We start from the raw sequence: 20,871 nt of genomic DNA, 5'->3' as shown, positions 1-20,871 counted from the left end.
ATGCCTGTCGTGACCCAAAAGACAGGATGTAAACAGAAATCAGCCTTTGTGAACAGCCCCTTGAGCAAGCGCAGGGATTAAATGTCCACAGACTCTAGAGGGGTCAGTCGGCTAGGTCATAGAGCAAGCATCCAGAGATGCTGAGGAGTCACACGGCGTAGAACCTCCCCGCGAAACAAGGGCCGACCGCCCTGTTCAGCAACCCATGCGACAAGCTCCGAACAGAACCAGCGGTCCTTCTCCGCGAGGCGCCGCGCCCGCAGCACGATGCCCAGTAGCGCACGCCAGTCGTACCCCTTTCCAACTTGCGAGCGGGCAGCTGATAGCGCGGCGTCCTCATCTGGCATCGGCACGTCGATAAACTCAATCCGTGCGTGTTTGCGCGCGAACTCAGTCAAGGCGCACTCCCGAACGCGGGGCCAGACAGCCTCAATGACGTGATCCCCGTCGATGATGGCCGCGTGGCTGTACTCGCTCCACGTGAATGCACGTATCAACAGAGACCCAATCCTGGGCGACGAGCAGAGCGCGATACGCATCACAAACCCGCCATCATCACGAAGGCCGCATCGACCTGGGCGGAGGAGAGCCCGAATTGTGCGGCCATGGCGTTGAGGATCGGATTATGCCGCTCGAACTCGTTTGAGTCGTCGTACCAGTCGGCCGCATCCTGTCCGGCCTGGGCCGAGGTGTCGAGTCCAGCGCGCCAGGCATCGACACCGGCTCGCAAGCCGAGGCGGGTAAGGCCCTGGCGAAACTGACGGCGGGTGACTTTTGTTGGCACGTCGACTTTCTGCAAATCAACCCCGGTCCGCACCTCCCACTTGTTTGGCCCAACCCAAGCGATCTGCTTCTCTCCGGCCACCGCTTCGGCGTCCGTCCGGGTGGTGCGATACAGGATTGTCACGGGAAAACCTCCAAGAACAAGCCATCCACCGAGCCCCAGCCTGCAGCAGCTACAAGATTAAATCGAACTTGTAGCACCACGTCTGCGCTGTCGAAATTCGCGCTCGCATTGGAAACCGTGTAATTGCCGGAGCCAAATGTAGAGCCATCGGGCAAACGCATCCCCGCCGTTCCCAAGGAGCCCATTCTGGCTATCGTGAATGATGCCGCGCCATAGCTAGTCGTGGATGTGCTTTGGTCGGCCGCAACGATGCCATTCAGATGGACCCGCATCAGCTTTGTGGATGCCGATGTATCGCCCCCACGGAGCACATTGATCTTTATCGACCCGTTCGACGATAGCGTTCCAGCTGGAATTGTGATGCTGCCGCACACTACGGGCGACAAATACGGTAGCGCCCCGGTTATTGCAGTCCCGGGAGCCACTGTCTGAGACGTAGCGTTCTGAAAAGTGAAGGTGTTAGCGTCAACAACATTCAAGTTGTTGTACCAACCGGCCGGGATTGCCGCAGATTCAGGCCAAAAAATACGATAGCCATTCCTTGTTGCTGGAATGCCATGGCCGGCAGCTGTCACGGTTACTAGATTGCCAGCCTGGCCGTACGTCGCCCCGGAAACAAGCGATGCGATTACGCTCGGTGCAAAGTCAGCGAACTTTAGTACCTTGGGGACAAGGACTGACGTCCCGTTCGGCTTTATGAGGCTGTCCCCAGACCAGCGAGCGACGCCCCATTTCAGCATGTTACGAACAAAACCCATCATGGCTTACACCCAGTCGCTTTCACCGGTCAGCACGCCGGAGGTGTAGGTGTAGGTCTTGGTTCGGGTGGTGCCGAAGAGCGTCCAAGTCTCACTTGTCAGCACCCCGGCGGTGTAGATGTAGGTCCGCGATCCGGCGCCGACGAATGCTGCTATGGAGAGCTTGATCAGAGAGATCAGCGACGCCGCAGAGTCGTACCAGGGGGCGCGGGCATCAGCGGGGGCGCCCGCTGCCGTGGCGGTGGCCTGCGTTGCCGTCTTGACCTGCAGCTGGGTCGCCTCAGTGGTGTCGGAGGATCCGCCGCCAGTGCCTCCCGACACGGTCCCGGAGATGATCAGCCGCCCCTGAGCGTCGCACTGCAGCTCGCGGCGTGTGGGCGGGTTGGTGCTCATGTCGAGACCCAGCAGCATGCTCACGGCGCGTCCTCCAGTGGGACCAGGATGGTGGTGACATCGAGCAGGGGCTCGGTGAGCAGCCGCTCGAGCTGCTCGTCGGAAAACTCGGAGACGGGCACTTCCGTCGTTGTCGTGCCGCTCCAGTAACGCCCGGCGCGGCGCATGCCCTCGGGGCGGCAGGCACGGATGGCCAGGATTCCGCTGGCCGGAATGCCGACGCCGCCCTCTTCGGCGAAATCCTCGACGCCAGGAACGTCGGTGCCGGCTGGCGTCCCGGCCGACTCGGTATGCCCCCCCTCCGGGGGAGTGTTCCCGGTCTCGGAGAGGGACTGCGAGCCTTCACTGACAGGCGTATTGGCGGGGGCCGAAGCCCCCGCGCTCTCCGACACATCCGCTCGGGCTGCCTGGTCGGCTGCGGAAGTATTGGTGCCGGGGTTACCGCCCCCGGCTGCGGTACCCCAGGGTGCCCGGGGAGCTTGGGAACGCGGCTTGCTCATGGCTTACTCCAGCCAGGGACTAACGATGAGCTGGGTGGTGTTGCGCCGGATGTTGTCGGCGCCGGCTGCGTCTCGCTCACGCTCCAGGAGTTCCTTGGCCAGCATCTCGTTGCTGGCGCCGCACACCAGGTGGGTGGCACGCACGCCGAGGGGGCTGCCGTCCGGCCGGAACTGGCTGGCCAGCGCCAGGCGGGCGGCATCGTAGTTGGCGGCGTTGAGCGCGGCCTTGGAGCCGAAGGCGAGCTGATGGAAGCCGAAGCCGGCGTTGTAACGGGCGTCGGCACCGAAGACGTATTCGTTCAGGTCGAAGACGCGGGAGTCGCCCGGATCGGTGCGGGAGACGAACTGGGGCTTCTTGCGATCCTGAAAGATCAGGGGCTTCATGAAGCTGCGGCTCAGGTCGAGCAGGAACCAGGGTGCGCCGGCGCCGGCCTGTACATTGCTCCAGTCCTTCTCGACCTTGTCGCGGCCGAAGGTGCGATGGTCGGTGTCGAAGAAGTACTGGCCGTCGAAGCCGGTGAGGGTGAAGCCCTGCGGCAGCAGCCCCCACACCAGATCGTCCGGGTGACGCCCCACGATCTCGCCCTGGATCTGGAAGAGGTTGGTGTAGATGCCGAGCTTGTCGTCGTCGATGGCCGTGCGCTTGACGGCGATGGTGTGCTCCCAGTCCTTGTTCTTGAGCTGGGCGTTGGTGCTCTCCAGGTTGTTGTACTGGCGGGGGCCGATCCATTCGCGGACGCCCGGCATGTCCTTCATCCAGCCGTAGTTCTCGGCGTCGGAAGTGCTGGGGATGGTCATGGCGATCTGCTGCCAGCTCGGGGTGACCGAGCCGAAGCCCATCATGAATGCGGCGTTGAAGCCCTGGGCCAGGCTGGCGAGGGTGGCGTTGGTGATGATCATGAGGTTCGCTCCTGGTTAAAGGCCTGCGCCGACCTTGACCCACACGCCATCCGAATCGATGGCGATGATCTTGCCGGCAATGCTGCGGGTGGCGCCGCCGGAGGTCTTGGCGACGGTCTGGTCATCGACGATGTAGCAGTCGGCCCCCACATCGGCCTGGGTGACCAGGTCGGCGGCGGTGGAGTTGCCGAACTTGAAGGTGCCCGCCTTGACCGGCACCTGAGCGGATCCTGCAGCGACGGCGGTGACGGAGGACTCAGCCCGGCCGGCGGCGATCAGGCCGGCGGCGGTACGGCCCGGGGCGGCATAGCCCGCATCGAGCACGACCAGGCTGCCCTGTTGCACGGTGGTGTTGGCTTTGACCAGGAACGCGTTGATCGGGCCGACGCGTTCGAGGGTGTTACGGGGGGCGGTGAGTGCGGCCATGGCTTAACGCTCCAGCTTGCCGGCGGCGAACTGCTCGGCGGTGAGGCCCAGGGCCTTGCACACGGCGAGATCCGCATCGGACTGTTGAGAGGCGCCCGCAGCCGGGCCCTTGCCGCCGCTCTGCATGCCACCCAGGGCAGCAATGGCGGGCGTGGCGGCAACGTAGCTCTTGAGGGCGGCCAGGTCTTTCTTGCCCAGGTCGCTGGCCCACTGGCGCTGGGCTTCGATGAGCCGGCCTTCGGAGATGGCTTGTTCGACGAGGCGGCTGGCTTCGCTGTCGGCCTGGCTGGCAGAGAGCGCAGCGAGTTGCTGCTGCATCTCCTGCACAACGCCCACCGGCACGTACTTGGCCGGATCGGGGGCGCTGGCGCCACCGGCTCTGAGGGCTGCGATCTCGGCGGTGTGGGCCGCGGCGCCGGCCTTGAGGCTGGCGATCTCCACCGTGGCGGCGTCGGCTTTGGCCTTGAGCGCCGCGACACCGGCCAGGGCATCCGCCTCGGCAGTGGTCTCGGGCAGCCCCAAGGCCTGGAGCAACTTCTTCAGCGTTTCGTTCACAGGGGTCTCCTGGTGGGGTTTGAACCGCGCAGAGAGCGCGGCGCGGATGGGCTCGTCGATGCCTGGCTGATTGGTCAGGGCAACGTTGAGCAAATCGAGGGGTTCGCCCGTGGCCGGGTCGTATGGGAATACGGGCGAGAGGTAGCGGTATTCGTCGGCGGCGATCATGGCGCCGGCGCGGGCTGTCCATTTGACGGCGCCGTACAGCCCGGGCTCGGGGCCGTCGGGGATGAACACCAGCGTGCGGGGCGAGATCCAGCCCGAGGCGGGTGCGGGCTCGCCGTTGTCGGCGGAGGACAGGAGCTGGTGCTCGTAGTCGATGGGGATGTCCGCCGAGCGGGTGGCGTTGGCGGCGATGATGCGGGCAGCGGCGCCGGGCGTGAGGTTCCACGGGCCGGCACCCGCCATTGCGCCCCGGGGCGCGTCGAACGGGCCTGCGGGGATGAGCCGGCACAGCGGTTCGCCAGGCCGGACCCGGAGGGTCAGCACGGCAATACCGATGGAAGTGGGGGCGTGGGCGGAGGGCATGCGCCGATGGTCGCGCGCGCACGTGCCTGCCCGAGAGGCCGAACCCCTTCGGCGGTCTGGGTGGCGTCGAGGCCTACAGACCCCGTTACTCCCCCGTTAATTTCAACGATCGGGGGGCGGCGGCTACGGTGGCCGCACCCCCACCCTCAAAATCGCGCTATGGGCCGATCCTGAAAACCGGGGTCAGACGCCGTTGATGGCCTGGTCGAGCAGGTCGTAGAGCACGTCGAGGATGGCTTGCTCGTCGGCCGGAGCCAGGGTGCCGGCCTCCGGGTCGGCGGTGAGGAGGCCGCGCCGGGGCATGCGTGTGGTGCCAAACTCGTGATACGTGGCGTAGGGCTGGCCGAAGCCGATGGCCACGCTCTCGGCATCGGCCTGGTAGTTGAGGCTGGCCATCATGTCGCCGTAGCGGTCGAGCAATTTGCGGTGCGCGTCCTTCGGGTAGGACTCGACGGTGCTCGGTGACCAGGCCGCCCACTGGGCGCCGTTGGGGTCGGTGCGGGAGTCGAAGCGGTTGCGCACCCGGTTTTCGAGCTCCATGCCGATGCCGGCCATGGCGGGGCGGAGGTTGCGCATGCGGCCCTGGAGGCGCTTGAGCACCGGGCCGATGTCATCCGAATCCAGGGTGATGGTAATCATGGGGCTATCCGCCTAAAATTGGAGTGAGAGCGAGGCGTGGGAATCGGCATCCACGCTCATGCGATGTTCGCCTTGCGCGACGGGCGTGTATGGAGGGACGGCCGGCCTCCCGCTCTCACTCCTCACCAAGATCTCCCCTCATCATCGTCAAGTCCCCCGCTGCGATCCGTTCGCGCAGGTTTTTCAGCAGCGGGCGGTATCCCGATATCACCACGTTGGTCTTGTTCTTCGACGCAAACTCGAACTCCATCGCAAGCTGTCCGCGCCGCGCGGAGGCATCCGGCAGGATGTAAAGCAGCGTGCCGTTCTGATTGTCGTAAAGCACAGCGAGCGGTTCGGCGATCAGCTCGGGGAGGTTCTCCCACACCTGGTCGGGTAACGCATTGCCTTGTGCCTCATGCCGGCGCGCCTTGGGCCCGACGATCGGCCCGCTGGATACGCCTATCTCTGCATGGCTGGGCTGTGGCAGATCCTTATCCGCAAGCCAGCGCAGGTCTTCCGGGTGGATGGCGCCGATGATCGGGGTGCGCCCCTTGGCCTTGGGGTTGTCGGGCAGCTCCTTGAGCCAGGCGCGGTATTCCTCGGCGAGGGCCGGCGCCACTGCCGGGCCTACGTCCTGCCAGGCTTCGGCGCCCAAGGCCGCCGGGGCGGTGGCGATCTTGTTGGCCGCCAGGCGCGCCAGCTCGGCGCGGCGGGCGCCGGCCTGGCCCGGGTTGTAGGCCCAGCCGGGGTCGATGCCTATCGGCACGTCGAGTACTTCGCCAGTGCGGCCGTTGGTCCATTCCCGGGTCTTGGTGGGCGGCCGCTCGGTGACGATGGCGCCGTCGGCCTTGAGGCGGTCGTACTCGCGTCGGGTCATGGACTGGACGCGGCAGCGGCAGCGCCAGCCGTTGGGTGGCCAGTGAGTGTTCCAGAAGGGATCCTCGGCCGGGAGCGTCACGTTGTTCCAGGGGCGGTGAGAGGCACGCACCAACTCGTCGCCTTGGGTGATGTAGCGCACGTAGGGGTGCGTCAGCTTTGCATCCTGGATGCGCTCCCATTGCCCGGCGCTGTAGGCGACCCGGGTGTTGGTATCGAAGATGAGCTTGAGGCGGGCTTTGTCGAAGGTGGTGGTCACCGCTTCGCCGGTGCTGGGGTCGATCTGCGTGACCTCGCCCCACCAGCCTTCCTTGGCGAGCAGGCGCGTGGCGGACTTGGTCCAGTCCCGTCGGGTGAGGTCGCCCTCCACAGAGGCGGTGATGCCATCTTGCAGGGACTTGAGGAGGTCGGCCCGGGACAGGCGCGAGATGGTGAACTTCTCGGCGTGCTCCTCCTGCCACATGTCCCGCCAGTCGTAGGTGGGTTCGACCTGGTCGCGGCCCTGCAGGTAACGCACGGCCTCCTCGGGCGTGAGCTTGTAAAGGCGGGCGAACTCCTGCGCCGGCGTGGGGGCCGGGCCGGAGCGCGCAAGGGCTGCGAGGCGATCAGTCATCAACCAGCCCGGCACGGGCGCCCAGGCGGGCGGTGAAAGCCGCATGGGCCAGCGCGGCGGTCAGCTCGGTAACGTCCATCTGCGTGAGCAGCGCCGGCAGGCGTGCCAGGAACTGCTCGGCGGTTTCGCCTGCCTGGGCGGAGGCGTCCATGGCAGCCTGGATGGGATCGACCAGGGGCTGCATCACGGGCTGCCAATCTTGCAGGGCGGCGTCCACCAGGGTGTCGATGCCGTCTGGTGCGGGCGGCCGGGTTGCTGCCAGAGCAGCCAGCGCTGCGCGCAGGGTTGCGGGTGGCACGGTGGGTGCCGCCGGCGGCACGGGGGGGCTGGGCTGCGGCCGGCCGAACACGGGCTCGTCGCCTTGGGCTTCGGGAATGCGCAGCTTTTGGTGGACCCAGGGCACGGGGATACGGGCGCCGTTTTCTGCGAGCGTGGGCAAGGCCTCGGAATAGAGCTTGAGATCCTCCGCCCCGCCTAAGTCGAAGACCAGGCGGGGGCAACGGCGCAAGCCGTCGACGCCCCCGCGGTTGAGCACGATCATGGGGTAGACAAGGTCGCGTGTCAGCGTTGCGGCGAGCTGTCGGGCGTCGCTGGCCTTGATGTCGTCGCGTACCTCGCCCTGCAGGTCTGCTACGCCAGAGCCGAGCCCCGTAGCTTTCGCCTCGGCGGACAACACTTGGCCGAGCACCAACTTGGAGTGGGCGCGATCAGCCCAGTCGACCATTGCCAGGTGGTGTGATCCGCCGGCGCCGCCCGTGACTGCCTGGATCTCGATCTGCATGCCTTCCGGCATGATGGCCCGGGCGTCGTGACCAAGCGCTGTGACGGCCCGGAACAGGCTGGCCTTCTCTTCGTCGGACGCGCCCGGTGGGAACTTGCCGACGATGATCGGGAGCCCGTAGGTCTCCAGGAACTCCGCGAAGTCGCCCACCGAGTAGGCCTTGTACAAGAAGGGCCACACGGCCGGCCGGAACAGGCCGGCCCGGGAGGTGTAGCCCGTTTTCACCTTGCGCGGGGTGTGGAAGATCCAGCCCATGGGGAGCAGTGCGGCGCCATCGGCGGAGCCATTCTGCAGGCGGATGTGCCGGCGGGTGCTGTCGAGCTGGAACCAGGTTTGCGGGCGGGGGTGGAAAGACGGGATCCATTCCTTGCCCCAGCGCTTCCACTCGACCTCGATTCCCGAGAAGCCATGACCGATGGCCTCTTGCATGGCGATGAGCACGTCCTCAAAGTCATCGACCACATCACGCAGCACCTCTTCGACCCAGGCCGCGCTGGCTTTCTCCTGGGCGGTGGCGTTGGCCGGCGGTTCGATGCTCCAGTCGAGGGTGGTGGGGGCCGCGCAGCGCTTGTCCCATTCGCAGCGCAGGTGGCTGTCCCGGTCGAGCATGTCGTCGAAGAGCTGGTGCTGCGCCACGATGTTGCCGGCGTCTGCATCGCGTAGCATCCGCGCCGCTTTGGCGGGGGTGAGACCGTCGAGCTGGGACTGGATGACCTGGTTCTGCAGCACCGCGACGCGTGCGGTTTGGGGCTCGGCGATATCGGCGAGGCGGAAGGGGTTGCCGTGCTGGTCAAGTAGCGAGGCCATGATTACACTGGGTTTCCATAAAATGACATTTGGAATTCTTATGAGCGATCCCCGTTACTTTCATAACGAGCCGGCCCAAACGCTTTACTGGGTCCTGTCCGAACCGCGCGTCGAGGTGGTCAATAGCGATACGTGGCGAATCACCCAGACGGCCGAGGTGATCTCGGCTCAGAACCGACGGGTTGATGGACGTTGGGAGCTGGGCACCCGTGATCCGCGCTTGGAGTACTTCTCCCAGGCGCAGTACGGAACGCAAGCCAATGCGCTGAATGCCTTTGAGATCCGGTCGCCCTGGGGTGGGGAGCGGGAAATTGACGAGGCCGAGTTCCTTCGGCTCAAGTCCATTTATGAGGCGCAGGCCGGCGGCGAGCAGGTGCGTCACCCGAAGCAGGGGTAAAGGGTTCATCGCTAGAACATCCTGCGGGAGCTGGATTGGGCGTGGTCGGGGTCACCGTTCGACGAACCGTGGCGCCCGACTGATTGAAACCCTTCGCCGTTGGCGTACAGCCCGCGCGTAACGGCGAGGTGCCAGAGCAGGTGCAGCGCGCAGAGCCCGTCGTAGTGGTGCCCGGGCTGCGCCTCGGGCCAGGTGTCCAGCTCGGCGAGCAGCATGGTCAGCGCCGGGGAGAACAGGATGGACGGGTCCAGCGCATCGGTGATGAAGGGCTCCAGGCTGTCGATGCGAATCTCTTGCTCGACGGTAGCGGTAACGCCGATCAGCGGTAGCGCCACACCCTTGTCCAGTGCGTTCTTGACCAGCGTTCCGCGCATGGATTCGTACGCATTGTTGTTCTCGAACGCGATGCCCTGGCAGTTGAATTCCCGCTGAAAGGTGATCAGGTCCGACTCCAGTTTGGATTGCACCCGCCGCTTGATCTCGGCGTGCACGACGTGGAGCTTCTTGCGCTGACGATCCCATCCACCGCCGACGATGGCGGAGGGGTCCGACGTGCTGCCCCTGCCCATGGAAGGGTCGCAGGCCCCGAAGAAGACCCAGTGCGGGAGCCGGGAGACAAAGAAGCGGACGGGGGAGAACACCTTGTCTTCGTCGCTCCGCGGGTCGCCCTGCATCTCTGTGCCGAAGGCCTTGGCATTCTTGGCGCGCTGGCGCATGAGCCAGAAGAGGGAGCGCACTCCGGGCCACGAGATCTCGGCGCCTTCGTCCATCGCGGCCTTGTTCGCCAGGTAGAACTTGAAGGACGGCAGATCCTCGCTGCCCAGCACTTTGCCGGCGGCGCTGGCCTCTTCCTCTGCGGGCTTGTCGTCATTGAGCATGACGGCCTGGCATTGCTCCCACAGGTGCATGTTGGCGGGCAGCTGCACGATGGCCCGGAAGTGATGCACCAGGTGGCCGATGGCACCCTTGGCCCGGCTGATGGGGTCGTTCTTGTTGAGGACGGTGCCGACGCCCACATACTTGGCGGTACCGTCCGGTGGGCCGAGAAAGTCGATGGCCTTTTCAAGCCAGTCCCAGCGGTTCGTGCACTCGGTCGGGCTCTTGGCTTCCTTGTCGGTGATGAGGTCATCGCCGAGGAGCAGCTTCGGGCGTGATGCGCCGTGGAAGGTACCCCGGATAGCCTGCTCGGCGCCGAAGGCTTCCATCTTCACGCCGGCCCGGGTCGTGAACTCGCCGATTTTCCAGTTCTTGGTACCACCGCAGGCTTCGGGAAAGTCCAGGTTCAACGCGGCGTTGTAGAGCAGCTCGGCTTTCACGACCTCGAGCAGCTTGGTCGGCAGCTTGGTCTCGGCGCCGAGCATGTTGATGTAGTCGATGAAGTACGGCAGGGGCTGCACCGCGGGCCAGCCGACCTCGTTGCGGATCTTCTCCTGCTGGAGCAGTGCCCGCACGGCGCACCACACCGGGCCGACCTTGGTGGTGAGCGAGGACTTGGCCTCGCCGCGGGGTGCAACCCACCACTCCTTCGCGCCGCCGGGCTGGTCGAGGATCTGCGGGTAGCGGTTAAAGAAGTGCCGATGAAAGTCGCTTGCCGGCGGCCGGATGTGGTGCGGCATGTAGGTGTAGGCGAAGAACTCGAAGTCCCGCTCCACCAGCACGCGGCGGCGGCGAGCGGCTCGTGCCTCTGGCGACGGGTCGAGGCCGATCTGCCTGGCTTCGAGTTCAGCCCGGGCTGTCCGGCCGATTTCCGCAAGCTCGGCGAGGAAGTCCTTTTCAGAGACCTGGCCCTTCGTGCTCACCCGTTGGCCTCGCTCGTCATCATGCGGGCTACGTCTGCCCGAGCTTGCTGGCCGATCTTCTGGAGCTCGGCAATGATGGCCCGGTCTTGCGCAGTCTGTGTCTTGAGCCAGTTGTCGTAGAAGCCACTGACGCCCTGCTTCTGAAAGACTTTCTTGTCCATGTCCTGAGCCATCGCCATGTGTGCAATGACGCTGAGTGCATGACGTGTTGCCGCCGAAATCTTAGCCATATGCCCTCGCAATCTCTTCGCCGAAGGGCATGAGCACTTCGGCAAAGGCCCCGCCGTGTTGCGGGTAGTTGGACTGAATGAAGTCACGCAGACGCTTCACAACGTCCATCGCCACGGCCAACTTGTCGGTCTCGGGCATGAGCCGGGAGTTGGCCGACACCAGTTTGGTGAAGCTGTCGGCCAGGCTGGCCAGTGCCTTGCCGCGTTCCAGCGGCGGGATCTGGGCATCGTCCTGCAGCATCTGCATCGTGGCCTGGGCCTGCTGGGAGAACATGGCCATGGTCTGTCGGGCGATCGCTTCCATGCCGCCGCCTGCGATCATCTGGGCGGCGCGAGCCTTCTCCCAGTCGTCTCCGGCGTCGCGTGCTTCGCGGATCCAGCGCCGGGCGGTGGCGACTGGCACGCCATGCTTGACGGCGGCGATCTCCAGCCCGAGCTGGTCATAGACGAAGGACGAACGCACTGCCCGGCGAGTGTCGTCGGAATGAGCCATAGCGTTACTTCCTCGGCGCGTGGCCGACGTGGTAACCGCCGCAGTAGCAGCAGCGGTACGCGTTGAGGTGCCCCTGATAGCCCTTGCTGCGGAACAGAGCGTGGATGTGGGCGAAGGCTGCCAGCGCGTCGGCGTGCCGGATCTTTCCGGTGCACGCCTTACGGCGCAGGCGTCGTTTGCTTGCCATGGCTACACGGCGATTTCAATGCGATCCATCACCACGTCGCGGCCGGACTCGGTGAGGGTGTTCGCGTCTTCCATGCAAATGATGTAGCCCTGGTCGGCCATCACGATCAGGTCGGCGCGGACCGTGGAGCTGGAGGCGATCTGGCCGTGGAGCTCTTCGATCTGCCGGACGATGCGCGGCACCGGAAGCGTGCGGGACGGGGCGAAGAACAGGACGGTAAGGATGGCGCGGCGGCGGGTCGCCGTGGCAAGGCGGGAGGCGGCAGTGGTCATGACAGTCCTTTATCGGCAATGCGGGAGAGGATCATCCGCAGCGTGTCGTTGACGTTGGAGAGCAGCCCTTCCATCTTGGAAACGCTGTTCGACGTGGCGTTGACTTTGACGTAGAGATCATCGAGATCGCCGTGCGTCAGCGCCTTCGCGCTGGAGCTGCGAAGCGCATCAAGCTCAAGATCGATCGCACGCAGCTTGGCTGCCTGGTCCGACTCCATCCTGTCGAGGCGAGCCTGAATGTCCGCCGCGACCTTCTGCTCGCTGGCCCGGTGCGCAGCCAGCTGATCAGCCAGCATCGAACCGTATTGCTGCAAGAAGGTGCGGCCCACGGCCCACAGGACGCCGGCAAAGGCGGACAGGACGGCACCGGCGATGACGACGGTGAGATAGTTGATTTCGATGATCACTGCGGGGCCTCGTTAAACTGGATCAGGGCGTCGAGGCGCCGGGCGCACTCTGCGTATTGATGGATGGCGCTACCGGCCCACTGGGCGACCTGGGTATCTGTGGCAGTTGAGGCGGCATCCGCTGCATCAGCGCGGCCGGCGGCCTGGGGCAGGTCGGTGCGGGCGGCACGGTCGAGCAGCCGGAGAGCACCGCCGCCCAGACAAGGGCGGCCAGTGGTAACGCGGGAGAGCGCGGCATGGAGTTGCTCCTGGAGTTGATCTGCTTCGGCGCGGGCGGCCAGCAGATCGTTTGTGAGCCCGTCACCCAGGGCCTGTGCGGCCCGCAGCTGCGCGAGCTGGGCGGCCTGGTCGCGGGCGGCTTGTCGTGCGTGGTTGCGCTCGATGAGTGCGATCTGCCCGTTCTTGACGACGACGGCTGCGCCCGCGCCGATCGCGATGCCAACAACCAGGGCAATCCCCAGGGCCACTGGCAATGCGCCCGACAGCTTGAGCGGCCCCATCACTTGAGCCCCCGAAGGCACATGGCACGCTCGACGAGACGCCGGTTGTAAAGGCCCTGCACGTAACGGAGCTCGTGCTTGCCGTCGGGCAGCACCTTGCCCGTCCGCACGTACGACCACACCGGGGTCTTGCGGTCCGGGGCGTGGGCGATGGCATCGCAGCCATCGGCCAGGCGCCCCGCGTTGATGAGCCCCACCGCCCGGCTGGCGCAGGTATTCGGCAGGCCCAGGTTGTGGGCGTGAGACGTGAGAGCGTCGAACACGGGCTGGGGCACAACGACATCCAGGCAGTCGGCCAGGGCGAGCTGCTGCTTGCGAACGACGCGAGCGCCGACTTCGAGGCACTTGGCTTCGGACCACACCTCGCCGACGATCACAGGGTAGGGACTGGTGTGCTTCGTGATGCCCAGACAGGCCGTGGGCAGGCCGCCAGCTAGCTTGTCGGCATAGACGGGGCGCACCTTGCCGCCGTCCTCGGCTGCGCTCAGGTGCTGCATCAGCGGCACGCTGGCGAGCGTGACGCCACCCGTGGCAACAGCGATGGCCATCGCAGTGCGGACCGTCACGTTGAGGGCTCCTCGATCTCGCGGATCACGAGCACGTCCGCACGCTCCAGCGCCACCATCACGCGCTCGCCGGGCGGCACACGGCGGCGGCTCAGCTCGATGCCGGGCTCGCCCTGATCGCCCAGGCAGATCTCGACGAGCGACAGGCCGCGCGTCATCCCCTTGTCGCCGTGGGTGATGTCGAGCGGGAGACGATCCCGCGTGCCGCGCTGCACGACAAGCGCCATCCGCGAGTGCATGACGATGCTGTTCTCGAGCCCCACGCGCAGATGGAGGGTCTTGGTGGGCGTGTCGAGCATCTCGCCGCTGGAAAAGATGTGGTGCATGTCCATCTCCACCGGCGGCTCGGCCGGGGCGAAGGGCGGAATGGTTAGCGTGACAGTGACGGCCATGGTCAAACCCCGGTGATGTGGCAGCGGTGGCCCGCGCTCAGGTAACGCCAGGACTGCCCCCCGATAGCGCACGGGCGCAGACCCTGCGCCTCCAGCGCTGCATCACCCCGGGGGTGGGCAGACGACTCAGGGGCGTGGGGCTTCCAGTGCGAGCAGAAGCCGCACAGCTTGACGATGGGGGGGTGAGCAGCGAGGGGCGCGGGAAGCGATTGCATGCCCGCATCCTCGCGTGCGCGCGGGGCTGCGGCGAGGTCGAAGAGGTTCGGCGAGGGGCGTAAAAAACCCCGCACGGGGCGGGGTTGGTGGGGGACGCTGGGGTTTGCTATCGGCCTGCGATCTTCGCCTTGTACTGAGCGATCCGGGCATCAACATCGCGAATCCTCTCTGCGTAGTTGTCGGACACGACTTGCATCTCTGCCGAGATGGACTGCAGCCAGGTTGCCCCTGCGAGGTTGTTATTCGCCAAGGGCTTCTTCCGCCTGAGCGCATCCAGCTCGTCCTCGCGGTCACGCACCAGCTTGTCCCTCAGCGCCTGGGCATCTTTGAGCTCACGCTCAAGCTGCATTCCGTCTGCCTGACGGCGCATGCGCTCCGCTGGTGAGCTCGCCAAGTCTCCGGCTTGGCGGGCTGCAGCCTCCGGCTGCGGGCTGTGCCGGGAAGCTCCCGATGCGGGCCGCACATCGACAGCCTGCGCCGTCGGCGAACAGGGCTGTGCTGAGAACACAGTCGTCGCCCCTTCCTTGCACTTGTAGACTTGCGCGGCCGCCGGCACAGCGCAAAGCAACGCGGCGAGAACGAGTAGCTGTTTCATGGCCTCTCCTGCATTCATGATGATGGAATTCTAAAGTAGATCGGACTGTATCAGTCGCAATCTCTCAGGGATAAGGGATTGGTTTTCAGCGCGTTGGCCCGCTTCTTCTCGATGAATTCTTCCTTCCACTCCAGGGCTCGCACGCATGCGCTTTCAAGGCTGTCGTCGTAGATCCAGTGCAGGGTGTAGCAAGCCCACGAGAACGAGTAGCTGCCCCCATCGTAAAATCGATCCGGGACCGGGGTTGCAAACTGAACAAGAAATCCGAGCTTGCGAGCATCTCTGAGCGCCTCGCTCCACTCGCTCCACTCGCTCTCGCAGCTCTCGTCCGGCTCTGAGATCCCCATGGCAGCCCACACGTCGTTGAAATCCTCTTCAAACGACTCGGAGGCGATGTCGGGCCAGCTGTCATCCATGCACATGGTGCCGATGTGGATGAGCTTCTCAACCCTCAGGGCTGAGTCGAAAAGGTCGCTGATGATTTGCTGCATGTCCATGTTCAATCTCCGTTGGGTCAGTGCTTAGAAAAGGCCGAGCTGCCGCGAAACATCGCGCTCATCGTCCGAGATCTGCTGGACCGGGCGATTGACGATGGACTCGATCTGACGATCAGACAGCCGGAACGCACGGCACAGCTGGCGCACTGCGCGGCGAGCGCTGGTGCCATCGGCGATCAGCGCGTCGTAGCGCGCAACGATCTGCCTGTTTCTCTCGAGGCGGACTGCGTCGTAGCAGGCCGGGAAGTAGATGTCCTCGCCCGCCCACGCTTGCATGACGGTGTCCGCAGCACCGTCGCCAACGACGTCGGACCACTCGCGCCACCACTCGCAGTCCCTCGAGCGGCCAACGCGCTGCCGATAGCCCAGCAGACGGGCTTCGACGAGCGCCTGGACGGCTTCGATGCCGATGAGCGAGACGAGCTGCTCGATGATGGGGGGCAGCATGATCAAACCCCGTGCCGGCGGCAGAACACTTCCAGCGCCTGGACGATCTTGTGCAGCAGCTCAGGGCTGCAGAACTCCAGCACGGTGTCGCACTGGAGCATCTGCTGCGCGATGCCTTCGATGTAGGCCTTGGATGCGACGGGGGCCGGCGGGACCATCAGCGGGCCGATGCGCTCCGCAAGTCGGTAGATCCGGCGGGCGTGTGGCTGTCGATCTGTCGCGAGACGGAAGACAAAGCGCCACTCTTCGGGGTTGCCCGCCGCCGGCCGCTCTTGAAGGCGCTTCAGGTGGTTCAGCACCTTGTCGAGCTGCGGCACGCTCAGCTCAGTTGCGCTGCGCTTGCCTGGCACCTGGGCGGAGATCATCGCGCGGTAGGTGTCGTCATCCATCGCCAAGCCCTTGCGGCCGGTGATGGCTTTGATGGCCTTGATGCGGGACTTGCGGGCATCTTCGTTCCAGGCTGGAATCATGGTGGTCTCCTGGTCGTTAATCGGCTGACCGGATGCCCCCGAGGTAACGGGGGCATCGAGTGAGGCGACTACGGGATATAGGGCAGCTCCTCGATCGAGTCGCACACTTTGTGGAGGTGAGCGACAACCGCTTTGGCGCTGGGGAATACTTGGGTGAAGTAGGCGTAGGTCCTATTGGCATCGACGGTCGCCTTCGCACGCGTCGTACCAAGAACTTTTGCCGTCTTGATCATCAGAGCCTTCTCCTTCGGTGAGAAAAGGCTCCTCTCGACGCGCTTCAAGAACTTCTGCTCGGGGAAGGACTGCGTTGCGTCCGACCATTCCCCCTTGAACCATCCATCGACGTACACCGCGAAGGCAAAGCGCATGCCCACTTTGCCGATTCGGCCGGTCTGGATGCCGATCTCATATCCATCGCAACGGAGCTTGATGGAGCAATACGGGGTGTCCATCTTCGACACCAGTTCATCGCGCTGAACCTTGGTGAGTTGCGACATCACCACCTCCCTGCTCGACAGGCCGGCACAGTCGGGGACTCCTCATGCGCCAACACTTCGCCGGTGTCGCTGACGAGCTTCAGTTCAAGGGGAGACCGCGCGGCAGCGGTGAGGGCTTTGATTGCCTGGCCGACTTCGGGGGCCTTGTCTTTGTCGATGATGCACAGCACCGACATATGGCCTTTGCCGATCAGCCGCAGAGATGCGATTCCGGCCATCACGCGCGCCTCTCTTCAGAGATGCTCCACACGGACATGTCGAGTTCGCACTCGTCATGCAGCGAGAGCACACGGCCATCGGGCCCGTGCCGGCCCCAGCCGGGCTCAGAGCTGCACCGGCCAGGGCCAACCCAGATCAGTTTCACCGTGGCCCCTAAGGGCCAGGGCTCGACTTGCTGCTGCACGCTGATCGCTGAGCCGACGATGGCTTCGCACAGCGCCTGGGCCGCGCCGCCGGTGGCGCGGATGGTCGTCCCCCGGCGGCCTTGGCGGATGTGGATTGTGCTTGTGCGGGCCATCACGCGGCGTCCTTGATTTTGGCCCGGCCCTTCTTCTTGGGCTTGTCGTCTTCGCCCTGGCGCTGCTGGGCTGCGGCGACGATGGCTTTCACCAGGGCGTCGAGCTCGGAGTTTCCGATCGTGACGAAGGGTGCATCCACGCCGGGGATGCGGCGGATGCCGAGGGCCTGGAGCGAGTTGCTGGGGAGCTGGGTGAGGCCATCGACAACGAGCGACTCTTCGGTGCGGATGAGCAGATCGGCCTGGTCGGGGATCAGCGCGCGGATCCGCTTGATGACAATCTCGTCGTCGTCCCAGTCGAGCGCGGCCTCACCCTTGCGGTAGCCGGCACGCACGCCATCAACGGCGATGGACCGCGGCGACTTGGCGAAAAGCTGCGGGGCGGCGTTGAGGAGATCCATAAGCATGCGGTTGGCTTCGGCCTTGCTCTCGGCGGCCTGATCAATCGTGCCCTGGAACTTCTGGTAAATGGGCCGGCACGCGGCTTCGAGCGCAGTGCGGCATTCGGCGGCCACGGCCTCAACGGCTGCGTGGGCGCGGCCGAGCTGCTCGGCGGCGGCGCGGATGTCCTTGATGGTGATGGTGGTCATTGGCTTACTCCTGGTTGGAAACGGGTTGAGCGGACTCATAGAACTGGATGCGGCTGCGGCTGTTGCGCAGGGGATCACCGGCTTGGGTGATGACACCCTCGGCAAGGGCCGCCTGGATGCGCTGCGCGGCGTAGCTGCGCGAGAAGCCGAAGGCGGCTTCGAGATCTTTGCTGCAGAAGCGCCGGCCGGCGGTCATCCACAGATGCGCTTGATGCTGCAGGCGGTTGCGGGGGTTGGACGGCCCGCCGGCTTCGATGGCCGCGAGCTCGGCGTGGCCGCCGGGCTCGATGCTGTACGAGCGGCGGCCGTAGGCGCCTACGCCCTCAATGGCGATCACGCAGTCATCGACCATGCGGCGCAGCACGCCATTCAGGGTGTCCGGCCCGGTGTCGATTTCATCTGCGATGTCGATGGAGACCATCGGGCCACGCTCGGCAAGCAGCTGGAGGATGTCGGCACGCATCGAGCCGCGGGGCTTGCGGGGGCAGCCTTTTGCGGCGCGGGAAGCCGTAAAGGCATTGGCTGCGGCAAGGCTGGGGAAGGTGTGGATAGTGCGGTCGGCGGTGACGACGCGGACAGTGACGGCGCTCATGCAGCCTCCTCTGCGGCGTCCGAAACTGCCGGCCCTGCCGGAAACTCGGCCCAGTGCGTGACAACGTCACCACCCAGGGGAACACCTTCAGCGGAGACCCACCGCTCGCCGTCGTAGTAGCCAGCCCAGACGTAGGTCTCGGTGGGCCCGACGATGCGCAGCAGCGCGGTTTCGTCTGCATCCGGCACCGCTTTGCTTACCGACACCCAGCGGATCAGCTCCACGCCGAGGGCCGGGAGCGGATCGGTCAGGACAAGGCCCGCGCGATAGCTATCGAGCAGCGAAGCCGCGTCGGCCAGCTTTTGCGCGTCGTCCTTCAGCACCGTGCCACCGTGCTTCCGGAAGAAGGCAGACTGCCGATGCAGGAAGTCGACCAGCTCCGGCGCTTCGTCGGCGTAGTCGTTGGTGGCGGCACTCATGCCACGTCCTCCTCTACCGCCGCCCATTCCCCCGGCTCCTCGCACTCGATCACGATGTTCTCCGGGTCGACGGCGCCCGCGGGGGCGATCGACAGCGTCACAAGGGTCGCCGCAGCGAACCCCAGAACGAAGGCAGTAACGAGCTGCCACAGCGACGCGTCGTTTTGCGGCGCACGCACCCGCGTCGTCTCGACGGGCATCGCATGGATCACAGAGATCGGATACACGCCCTTGCGGCCAGCGAGCTCAACAACGGCAACACCGTCCTCCATGCGCGCCGAGGTGTAGATCCGGTCCCACTCCGGGGGCATGTCCGGGCGCGGCAGAAACAGCACCGAGTCGCCCGGCTGGAAGCGTGCGTTGAACTGCTTGATGGCCAGCGTGTTGTGAAGCTGCGGCCTGTCTTGATTCAAGGTCATGGTCAGGACTCCTTCTCGGGTTTGTGCGTACAGGTCTGGCACGCCTTCCAGAAGCGCATGGCCAGGGGGTTGTGGGTGGGTGCGGGGCAAAGGGCGAGGCGCTTGCATTCCGACCTGGGCTGTTCGAGCCCGCTTACAGGGCACTCGGCAACCACGTGCAGGCGGTCAATCACCCGGCGCTGGAAGATCTTCGAAGCGGCAACGTGGCCACCGTTGATGCGCGACACAAGGGTGTGGTTGTTGTAGCCAAGCTTCGCGGCCAGGTTGACGGGCCCGTACTTGCGGAGGGCGTCATCGAAAAGGGCGCGCCAGAGAGGGGTAGCGTCAGCCATAGATCGCGGTCTCCTCGCTGATCGGCTCAATCCAGATGAGCTGGCCGAGGTTCGGGTCAAAGATCCCGTTCACCCGGGTGACCATCGGGGGCTTGGGGCCGGTGTTGGAGACGAGTCGGTAGCGGCACGGGACGCCCCCGCGTCCGCGGCCCTTGCCCTCCACCGTGCGCTGCAAATACTTTGCGCCGTGGAGATCCTGCAGATAGCTTTTCGCCGCCACAGGATCCACCGGCAAGGCGGCGGTTGAGGCGTGGGCAGCCAGTTCGCGGGCGTTGATATCCGCACCCTGCAGCATGCGCAGCACGCGCCACATCGCCTCCTGGCGCAGCCCGGCAGTCACCTGCGTACCGTCACGCCTAAGCCGCGGAGCCTCGGCGCCGTTGTCGCGGATGGCCGTGTGCCGTACTGCTTGACCAAGCCCCGCAGAGGCGTCCACCGGGGCGATATACCCCCCTGCGCGCAGGCACTTCATGTACTCAGTGACAATCCCCATTTCGACCTTCGCCTCACGTGACAGGTCAACCGAGGTAAAGGGCGAGGTGGTGAGCAGATGGCGGCGCACAACCTCCCAGACACGCTGGCGCGGGCCGGCACCATTGATCATTTCGAGGTGGACAGGCTTTCGGCTCATCACGCCCCCCGCCGCGGCGCATCGCCGGTGTAGAGCGGGCGGTTGCCCCAGGCAGCCAGATCGACGGTGCTCCAGCCCTCCAGGGCTGCGAGTTCTGCAATGCTGTTGAGGTTCACCGACACTCGGCGTACCGAGCCACCCGAGTAGCCCACCAGGTGCGCAAGCAGATCGTCGGCCACCGCGACCCCGGGGCTGTAGATCGGCACCAGGCTCGCCGCGTCGGCCAGGCTCACCGGCTGCGCCGGAATCCACGACAGCACCCGCGAGTGAAAGCGCTCCCAGCGCTTGAGCTTGTGCGGAAGCTGTTCCTCCCCAAGCACCAGCAGCGTGGCCTGGCTGCCCTCGTAAATGTCCCGCACCAGCTCGATCATCGAATCGTTCTTTGCGCAGTAGTCGAACTCATCAATGATCAGCAGCCGGCCGCTGGTCGCGAGCTGCTCGCTCACCTGGTCGAGCATCTCCGGGATGGTTCCGGTCGGCTTGATCGACATCTCGACCAGGATCTTCTTGAGCAACATGCCCCGGCTCCAGGCCGAGCGCATCTGCACAAAGTAGCTGCGGTTCTCGTTTGCCACGGCCATGGCCGCAGTCGTCTTACCGTAGCCCGACGGGCCGTACATCACGGCAATGCCGGGCAGGGCTGAGTGCCGGCTCACCAGGCGCTCTGCTGCCGTGCGGGCCAGCTCCAGGTTGTGGATTTGGGCGGTTTGTGTCATCTTCAGTAGGCCTCTCTTGCTTCTG

Annotated in this window: 35 protein-coding genes; 1 reads left to right on the top strand and 34 read right to left on the bottom strand. The window is 65.3% G+C overall.

What is annotated here, in order from left to right; genetic code table 11:
• Positions 1-116: 116 nt before the first annotated feature.
• The 11 genes from L6Q67_RS20525 to L6Q67_RS20475 form a co-directional block, all read right to left on the bottom strand.
• Positions 117-398 carry a hypothetical protein gene (locus tag L6Q67_RS20525; protein ID WP_296574126.1) on the bottom strand — a complete coding sequence of 94 codons (282 nt, stop codon included), beginning with the start codon at positions 396-398 and terminating at the stop codon, positions 117-119.
• A 140-nt stretch (positions 399-538) separates the two neighbouring features.
• Positions 539-907, bottom strand: coding sequence for a hypothetical protein (locus tag L6Q67_RS20520; RefSeq protein WP_296574123.1), 369 nt, complete (start codon positions 905-907; stop codon positions 539-541).
• Entirely contained in the window at positions 904-1,668 is a 765-nt protein-coding gene (locus L6Q67_RS20515) for a hypothetical protein (RefSeq protein ID WP_296574121.1), read from the bottom strand. Before L6Q67_RS20515 ends, L6Q67_RS20520 begins: the two co-directional genes overlap by 4 nt.
• A 3-nt stretch (positions 1,669-1,671) precedes the next feature.
• Positions 1,672-2,082 carry a hypothetical protein gene (locus L6Q67_RS20510; protein ID WP_296574118.1) on the bottom strand — a complete coding sequence of 137 codons (411 nt, stop codon included), beginning with the start codon at positions 2,080-2,082 and terminating at the stop codon, positions 1,672-1,674.
• The gene (locus L6Q67_RS20505; RefSeq protein ID WP_296574116.1) at positions 2,079-2,558 is read right to left on the bottom strand and encodes a hypothetical protein; all 480 of its coding nucleotides are present in this window, start codon (positions 2,556-2,558) and stop codon (positions 2,079-2,081) included. The genes L6Q67_RS20510 and L6Q67_RS20505 overlap by 4 nt, the downstream gene beginning before the upstream one ends.
• A gap of 3 nt (positions 2,559-2,561) precedes the next feature.
• A complete protein-coding gene (locus L6Q67_RS20500; RefSeq protein WP_296574113.1) occupies positions 2,562-3,458 on the bottom strand; it encodes a Mu-like prophage major head subunit gpT family protein in 897 nt (298 codons plus the stop codon).
• 15 nt (positions 3,459-3,473) lie between these two features.
• Complete coding sequence (locus L6Q67_RS20495) at positions 3,474-3,884, bottom strand: hypothetical protein (RefSeq protein ID WP_296574111.1); 411 nt, start codon at positions 3,882-3,884, stop codon at positions 3,474-3,476.
• Positions 3,885-3,887: 3 nt separating this feature from the next.
• Positions 3,888-4,967, bottom strand: a complete 1,080-nt coding sequence (locus L6Q67_RS20490; protein WP_296574108.1) for a phage protease — start codon at positions 4,965-4,967, stop codon at positions 3,888-3,890.
• 183 nt (positions 4,968-5,150) lie between these two features.
• Positions 5,151-5,606, bottom strand: coding sequence for a phage virion morphogenesis protein (locus L6Q67_RS20485; protein WP_296574105.1), 456 nt, complete (start codon positions 5,604-5,606; stop codon positions 5,151-5,153).
• Positions 5,607-5,721: 115 nt separating this feature from the next.
• Positions 5,722-7,077, bottom strand: coding sequence for a phage minor head protein (locus tag L6Q67_RS20480; protein ID WP_296574102.1), 1,356 nt, complete (start codon positions 7,075-7,077; stop codon positions 5,722-5,724).
• Positions 7,070-8,665 carry a DUF935 domain-containing protein gene (locus L6Q67_RS20475; protein WP_296574100.1) on the bottom strand — a complete coding sequence of 532 codons (1,596 nt, stop codon included), beginning with the start codon at positions 8,663-8,665 and terminating at the stop codon, positions 7,070-7,072. Before L6Q67_RS20475 ends, L6Q67_RS20480 begins: the two co-directional genes overlap by 8 nt.
• A 40-nt stretch (positions 8,666-8,705) precedes the next feature.
• Here L6Q67_RS20475 and L6Q67_RS20470 point away from each other — a divergent pair, with 40 nt between their 5' ends.
• Positions 8,706-9,062, top strand: coding sequence for a hypothetical protein (locus L6Q67_RS20470; RefSeq protein WP_296574097.1), 357 nt, complete (start codon positions 8,706-8,708; stop codon positions 9,060-9,062).
• Positions 9,063-9,073: 11 nt separating this feature from the next.
• Here the strand turns inward: L6Q67_RS20470 and L6Q67_RS20465 are convergent, their stop codons facing one another.
• The 23 genes from L6Q67_RS20465 to L6Q67_RS20355 form a co-directional block, all read right to left on the bottom strand.
• Positions 9,074-10,861 carry a hypothetical protein gene (locus L6Q67_RS20465; protein WP_296574094.1) on the bottom strand — a complete coding sequence of 596 codons (1,788 nt, stop codon included), beginning with the start codon at positions 10,859-10,861 and terminating at the stop codon, positions 9,074-9,076.
• Complete coding sequence (locus L6Q67_RS20460; protein WP_296574090.1) at positions 10,858-11,022, bottom strand: hypothetical protein; 165 nt, start codon at positions 11,020-11,022, stop codon at positions 10,858-10,860. Before L6Q67_RS20460 ends, L6Q67_RS20465 begins: the two co-directional genes overlap by 4 nt.
• Positions 11,023-11,083: 61 nt before the next feature.
• Positions 11,084-11,584 carry a DUF1804 family protein gene (locus L6Q67_RS20455; RefSeq protein WP_296574087.1) on the bottom strand — a complete coding sequence of 167 codons (501 nt, stop codon included), beginning with the start codon at positions 11,582-11,584 and terminating at the stop codon, positions 11,084-11,086.
• Positions 11,585-11,773: 189 nt separating this feature from the next.
• Positions 11,774-12,043 carry a hypothetical protein gene (locus L6Q67_RS20450; RefSeq protein ID WP_296574085.1) on the bottom strand — a complete coding sequence of 90 codons (270 nt, stop codon included), beginning with the start codon at positions 12,041-12,043 and terminating at the stop codon, positions 11,774-11,776.
• On the bottom strand, positions 12,040-12,450 hold the full coding sequence (locus L6Q67_RS20445; protein ID WP_296574082.1) for a hypothetical protein: 411 nt from the start codon (positions 12,448-12,450) through the stop codon (positions 12,040-12,042). Before L6Q67_RS20445 ends, L6Q67_RS20450 begins: the two co-directional genes overlap by 4 nt.
• On the bottom strand, positions 12,447-12,950 hold the full coding sequence (locus tag L6Q67_RS20440; protein WP_296574079.1) for a hypothetical protein: 504 nt from the start codon (positions 12,948-12,950) through the stop codon (positions 12,447-12,449). The genes L6Q67_RS20445 and L6Q67_RS20440 overlap by 4 nt, the downstream gene beginning before the upstream one ends.
• A complete protein-coding gene (locus tag L6Q67_RS20435) occupies positions 12,950-13,516 on the bottom strand; it encodes a hypothetical protein (RefSeq protein ID WP_296574077.1) in 567 nt (188 codons plus the stop codon). The genes L6Q67_RS20440 and L6Q67_RS20435 overlap by 1 nt, the downstream gene beginning before the upstream one ends.
• On the bottom strand, positions 13,513-13,908 hold the full coding sequence (locus L6Q67_RS20430) for a hypothetical protein (RefSeq protein ID WP_296574074.1): 396 nt from the start codon (positions 13,906-13,908) through the stop codon (positions 13,513-13,515). The genes L6Q67_RS20435 and L6Q67_RS20430 overlap by 4 nt, the downstream gene beginning before the upstream one ends.
• A 2-nt stretch (positions 13,909-13,910) precedes the next feature.
• Positions 13,911-14,123, bottom strand: coding sequence for a hypothetical protein (locus tag L6Q67_RS20425; RefSeq protein WP_296574069.1), 213 nt, complete (start codon positions 14,121-14,123; stop codon positions 13,911-13,913).
• A gap of 107 nt (positions 14,124-14,230) precedes the next feature.
• Positions 14,231-14,719, bottom strand: coding sequence for a DUF4124 domain-containing protein (locus tag L6Q67_RS20420; protein ID WP_296574066.1), 489 nt, complete (start codon positions 14,717-14,719; stop codon positions 14,231-14,233).
• 50 nt (positions 14,720-14,769) lie between these two features.
• Entirely contained in the window at positions 14,770-15,216 is a 447-nt protein-coding gene (locus L6Q67_RS20415; protein ID WP_296574063.1) for a hypothetical protein, read from the bottom strand.
• A gap of 24 nt (positions 15,217-15,240) precedes the next feature.
• Complete coding sequence (locus L6Q67_RS20410; RefSeq protein WP_296574060.1) at positions 15,241-15,663, bottom strand: Mor transcription activator family protein; 423 nt, start codon at positions 15,661-15,663, stop codon at positions 15,241-15,243.
• Positions 15,664-15,665: 2 nt separating this feature from the next.
• Complete coding sequence (locus L6Q67_RS20405; protein ID WP_296574057.1) at positions 15,666-16,133, bottom strand: regulatory protein GemA; 468 nt, start codon at positions 16,131-16,133, stop codon at positions 15,666-15,668.
• A gap of 68 nt (positions 16,134-16,201) precedes the next feature.
• Complete coding sequence (locus L6Q67_RS20400) at positions 16,202-16,630, bottom strand: hypothetical protein (RefSeq protein WP_296574053.1); 429 nt, start codon at positions 16,628-16,630, stop codon at positions 16,202-16,204.
• On the bottom strand, positions 16,630-16,848 hold the full coding sequence (locus L6Q67_RS20395) for a hypothetical protein (RefSeq protein WP_296574050.1): 219 nt from the start codon (positions 16,846-16,848) through the stop codon (positions 16,630-16,632). The genes L6Q67_RS20400 and L6Q67_RS20395 overlap by 1 nt, the downstream gene beginning before the upstream one ends.
• On the bottom strand, positions 16,848-17,147 hold the full coding sequence (locus L6Q67_RS20390) for a hypothetical protein (RefSeq protein ID WP_296574047.1): 300 nt from the start codon (positions 17,145-17,147) through the stop codon (positions 16,848-16,850). The genes L6Q67_RS20395 and L6Q67_RS20390 overlap by 1 nt, the downstream gene beginning before the upstream one ends.
• Positions 17,147-17,737: a hypothetical protein gene (locus L6Q67_RS20385; RefSeq protein ID WP_296574044.1), complete on the bottom strand. Its 591-nt coding sequence runs from the start codon at positions 17,735-17,737 to the stop codon at positions 17,147-17,149. The genes L6Q67_RS20390 and L6Q67_RS20385 overlap by 1 nt, the downstream gene beginning before the upstream one ends.
• 4 nt (positions 17,738-17,741) lie before the next feature.
• Positions 17,742-18,329, bottom strand: coding sequence for a hypothetical protein (locus L6Q67_RS20380; protein ID WP_296574041.1), 588 nt, complete (start codon positions 18,327-18,329; stop codon positions 17,742-17,744).
• Positions 18,326-18,748, bottom strand: a complete 423-nt coding sequence (locus tag L6Q67_RS20375) for a DUF551 domain-containing protein (protein WP_296574038.1) — start codon at positions 18,746-18,748, stop codon at positions 18,326-18,328. Before L6Q67_RS20375 ends, L6Q67_RS20380 begins: the two co-directional genes overlap by 4 nt.
• A complete protein-coding gene (locus tag L6Q67_RS20370) occupies positions 18,745-19,167 on the bottom strand; it encodes a hypothetical protein (RefSeq protein ID WP_296574035.1) in 423 nt (140 codons plus the stop codon). Before L6Q67_RS20370 ends, L6Q67_RS20375 begins: the two co-directional genes overlap by 4 nt.
• A gap of 2 nt (positions 19,168-19,169) precedes the next feature.
• Positions 19,170-19,499, bottom strand: coding sequence for a hypothetical protein (locus L6Q67_RS20365; RefSeq protein ID WP_296574032.1), 330 nt, complete (start codon positions 19,497-19,499; stop codon positions 19,170-19,172).
• Positions 19,492-20,130, bottom strand: a complete 639-nt coding sequence (locus L6Q67_RS20360; protein WP_296574029.1) for a hypothetical protein — start codon at positions 20,128-20,130, stop codon at positions 19,492-19,494. The genes L6Q67_RS20365 and L6Q67_RS20360 overlap by 8 nt, the downstream gene beginning before the upstream one ends.
• Positions 20,130-20,846: an AAA family ATPase gene (locus tag L6Q67_RS20355; RefSeq protein ID WP_296574026.1), complete on the bottom strand. Its 717-nt coding sequence runs from the start codon at positions 20,844-20,846 to the stop codon at positions 20,130-20,132. The genes L6Q67_RS20360 and L6Q67_RS20355 overlap by 1 nt, the downstream gene beginning before the upstream one ends.
• Between the last annotated feature and the right edge of the window lie 25 nt (positions 20,847-20,871).

Origin of the sequence: Zoogloea sp. (assembly GCF_023150065.1) — a bacterium.
Classification (GTDB): Bacteria; Pseudomonadota; Gammaproteobacteria; order Burkholderiales; family Rhodocyclaceae; genus Zoogloea.
The sequence above is the reverse complement of the archived record's forward strand: the minus strand, read 5'-3'. Positions and strand labels throughout refer to the sequence as shown.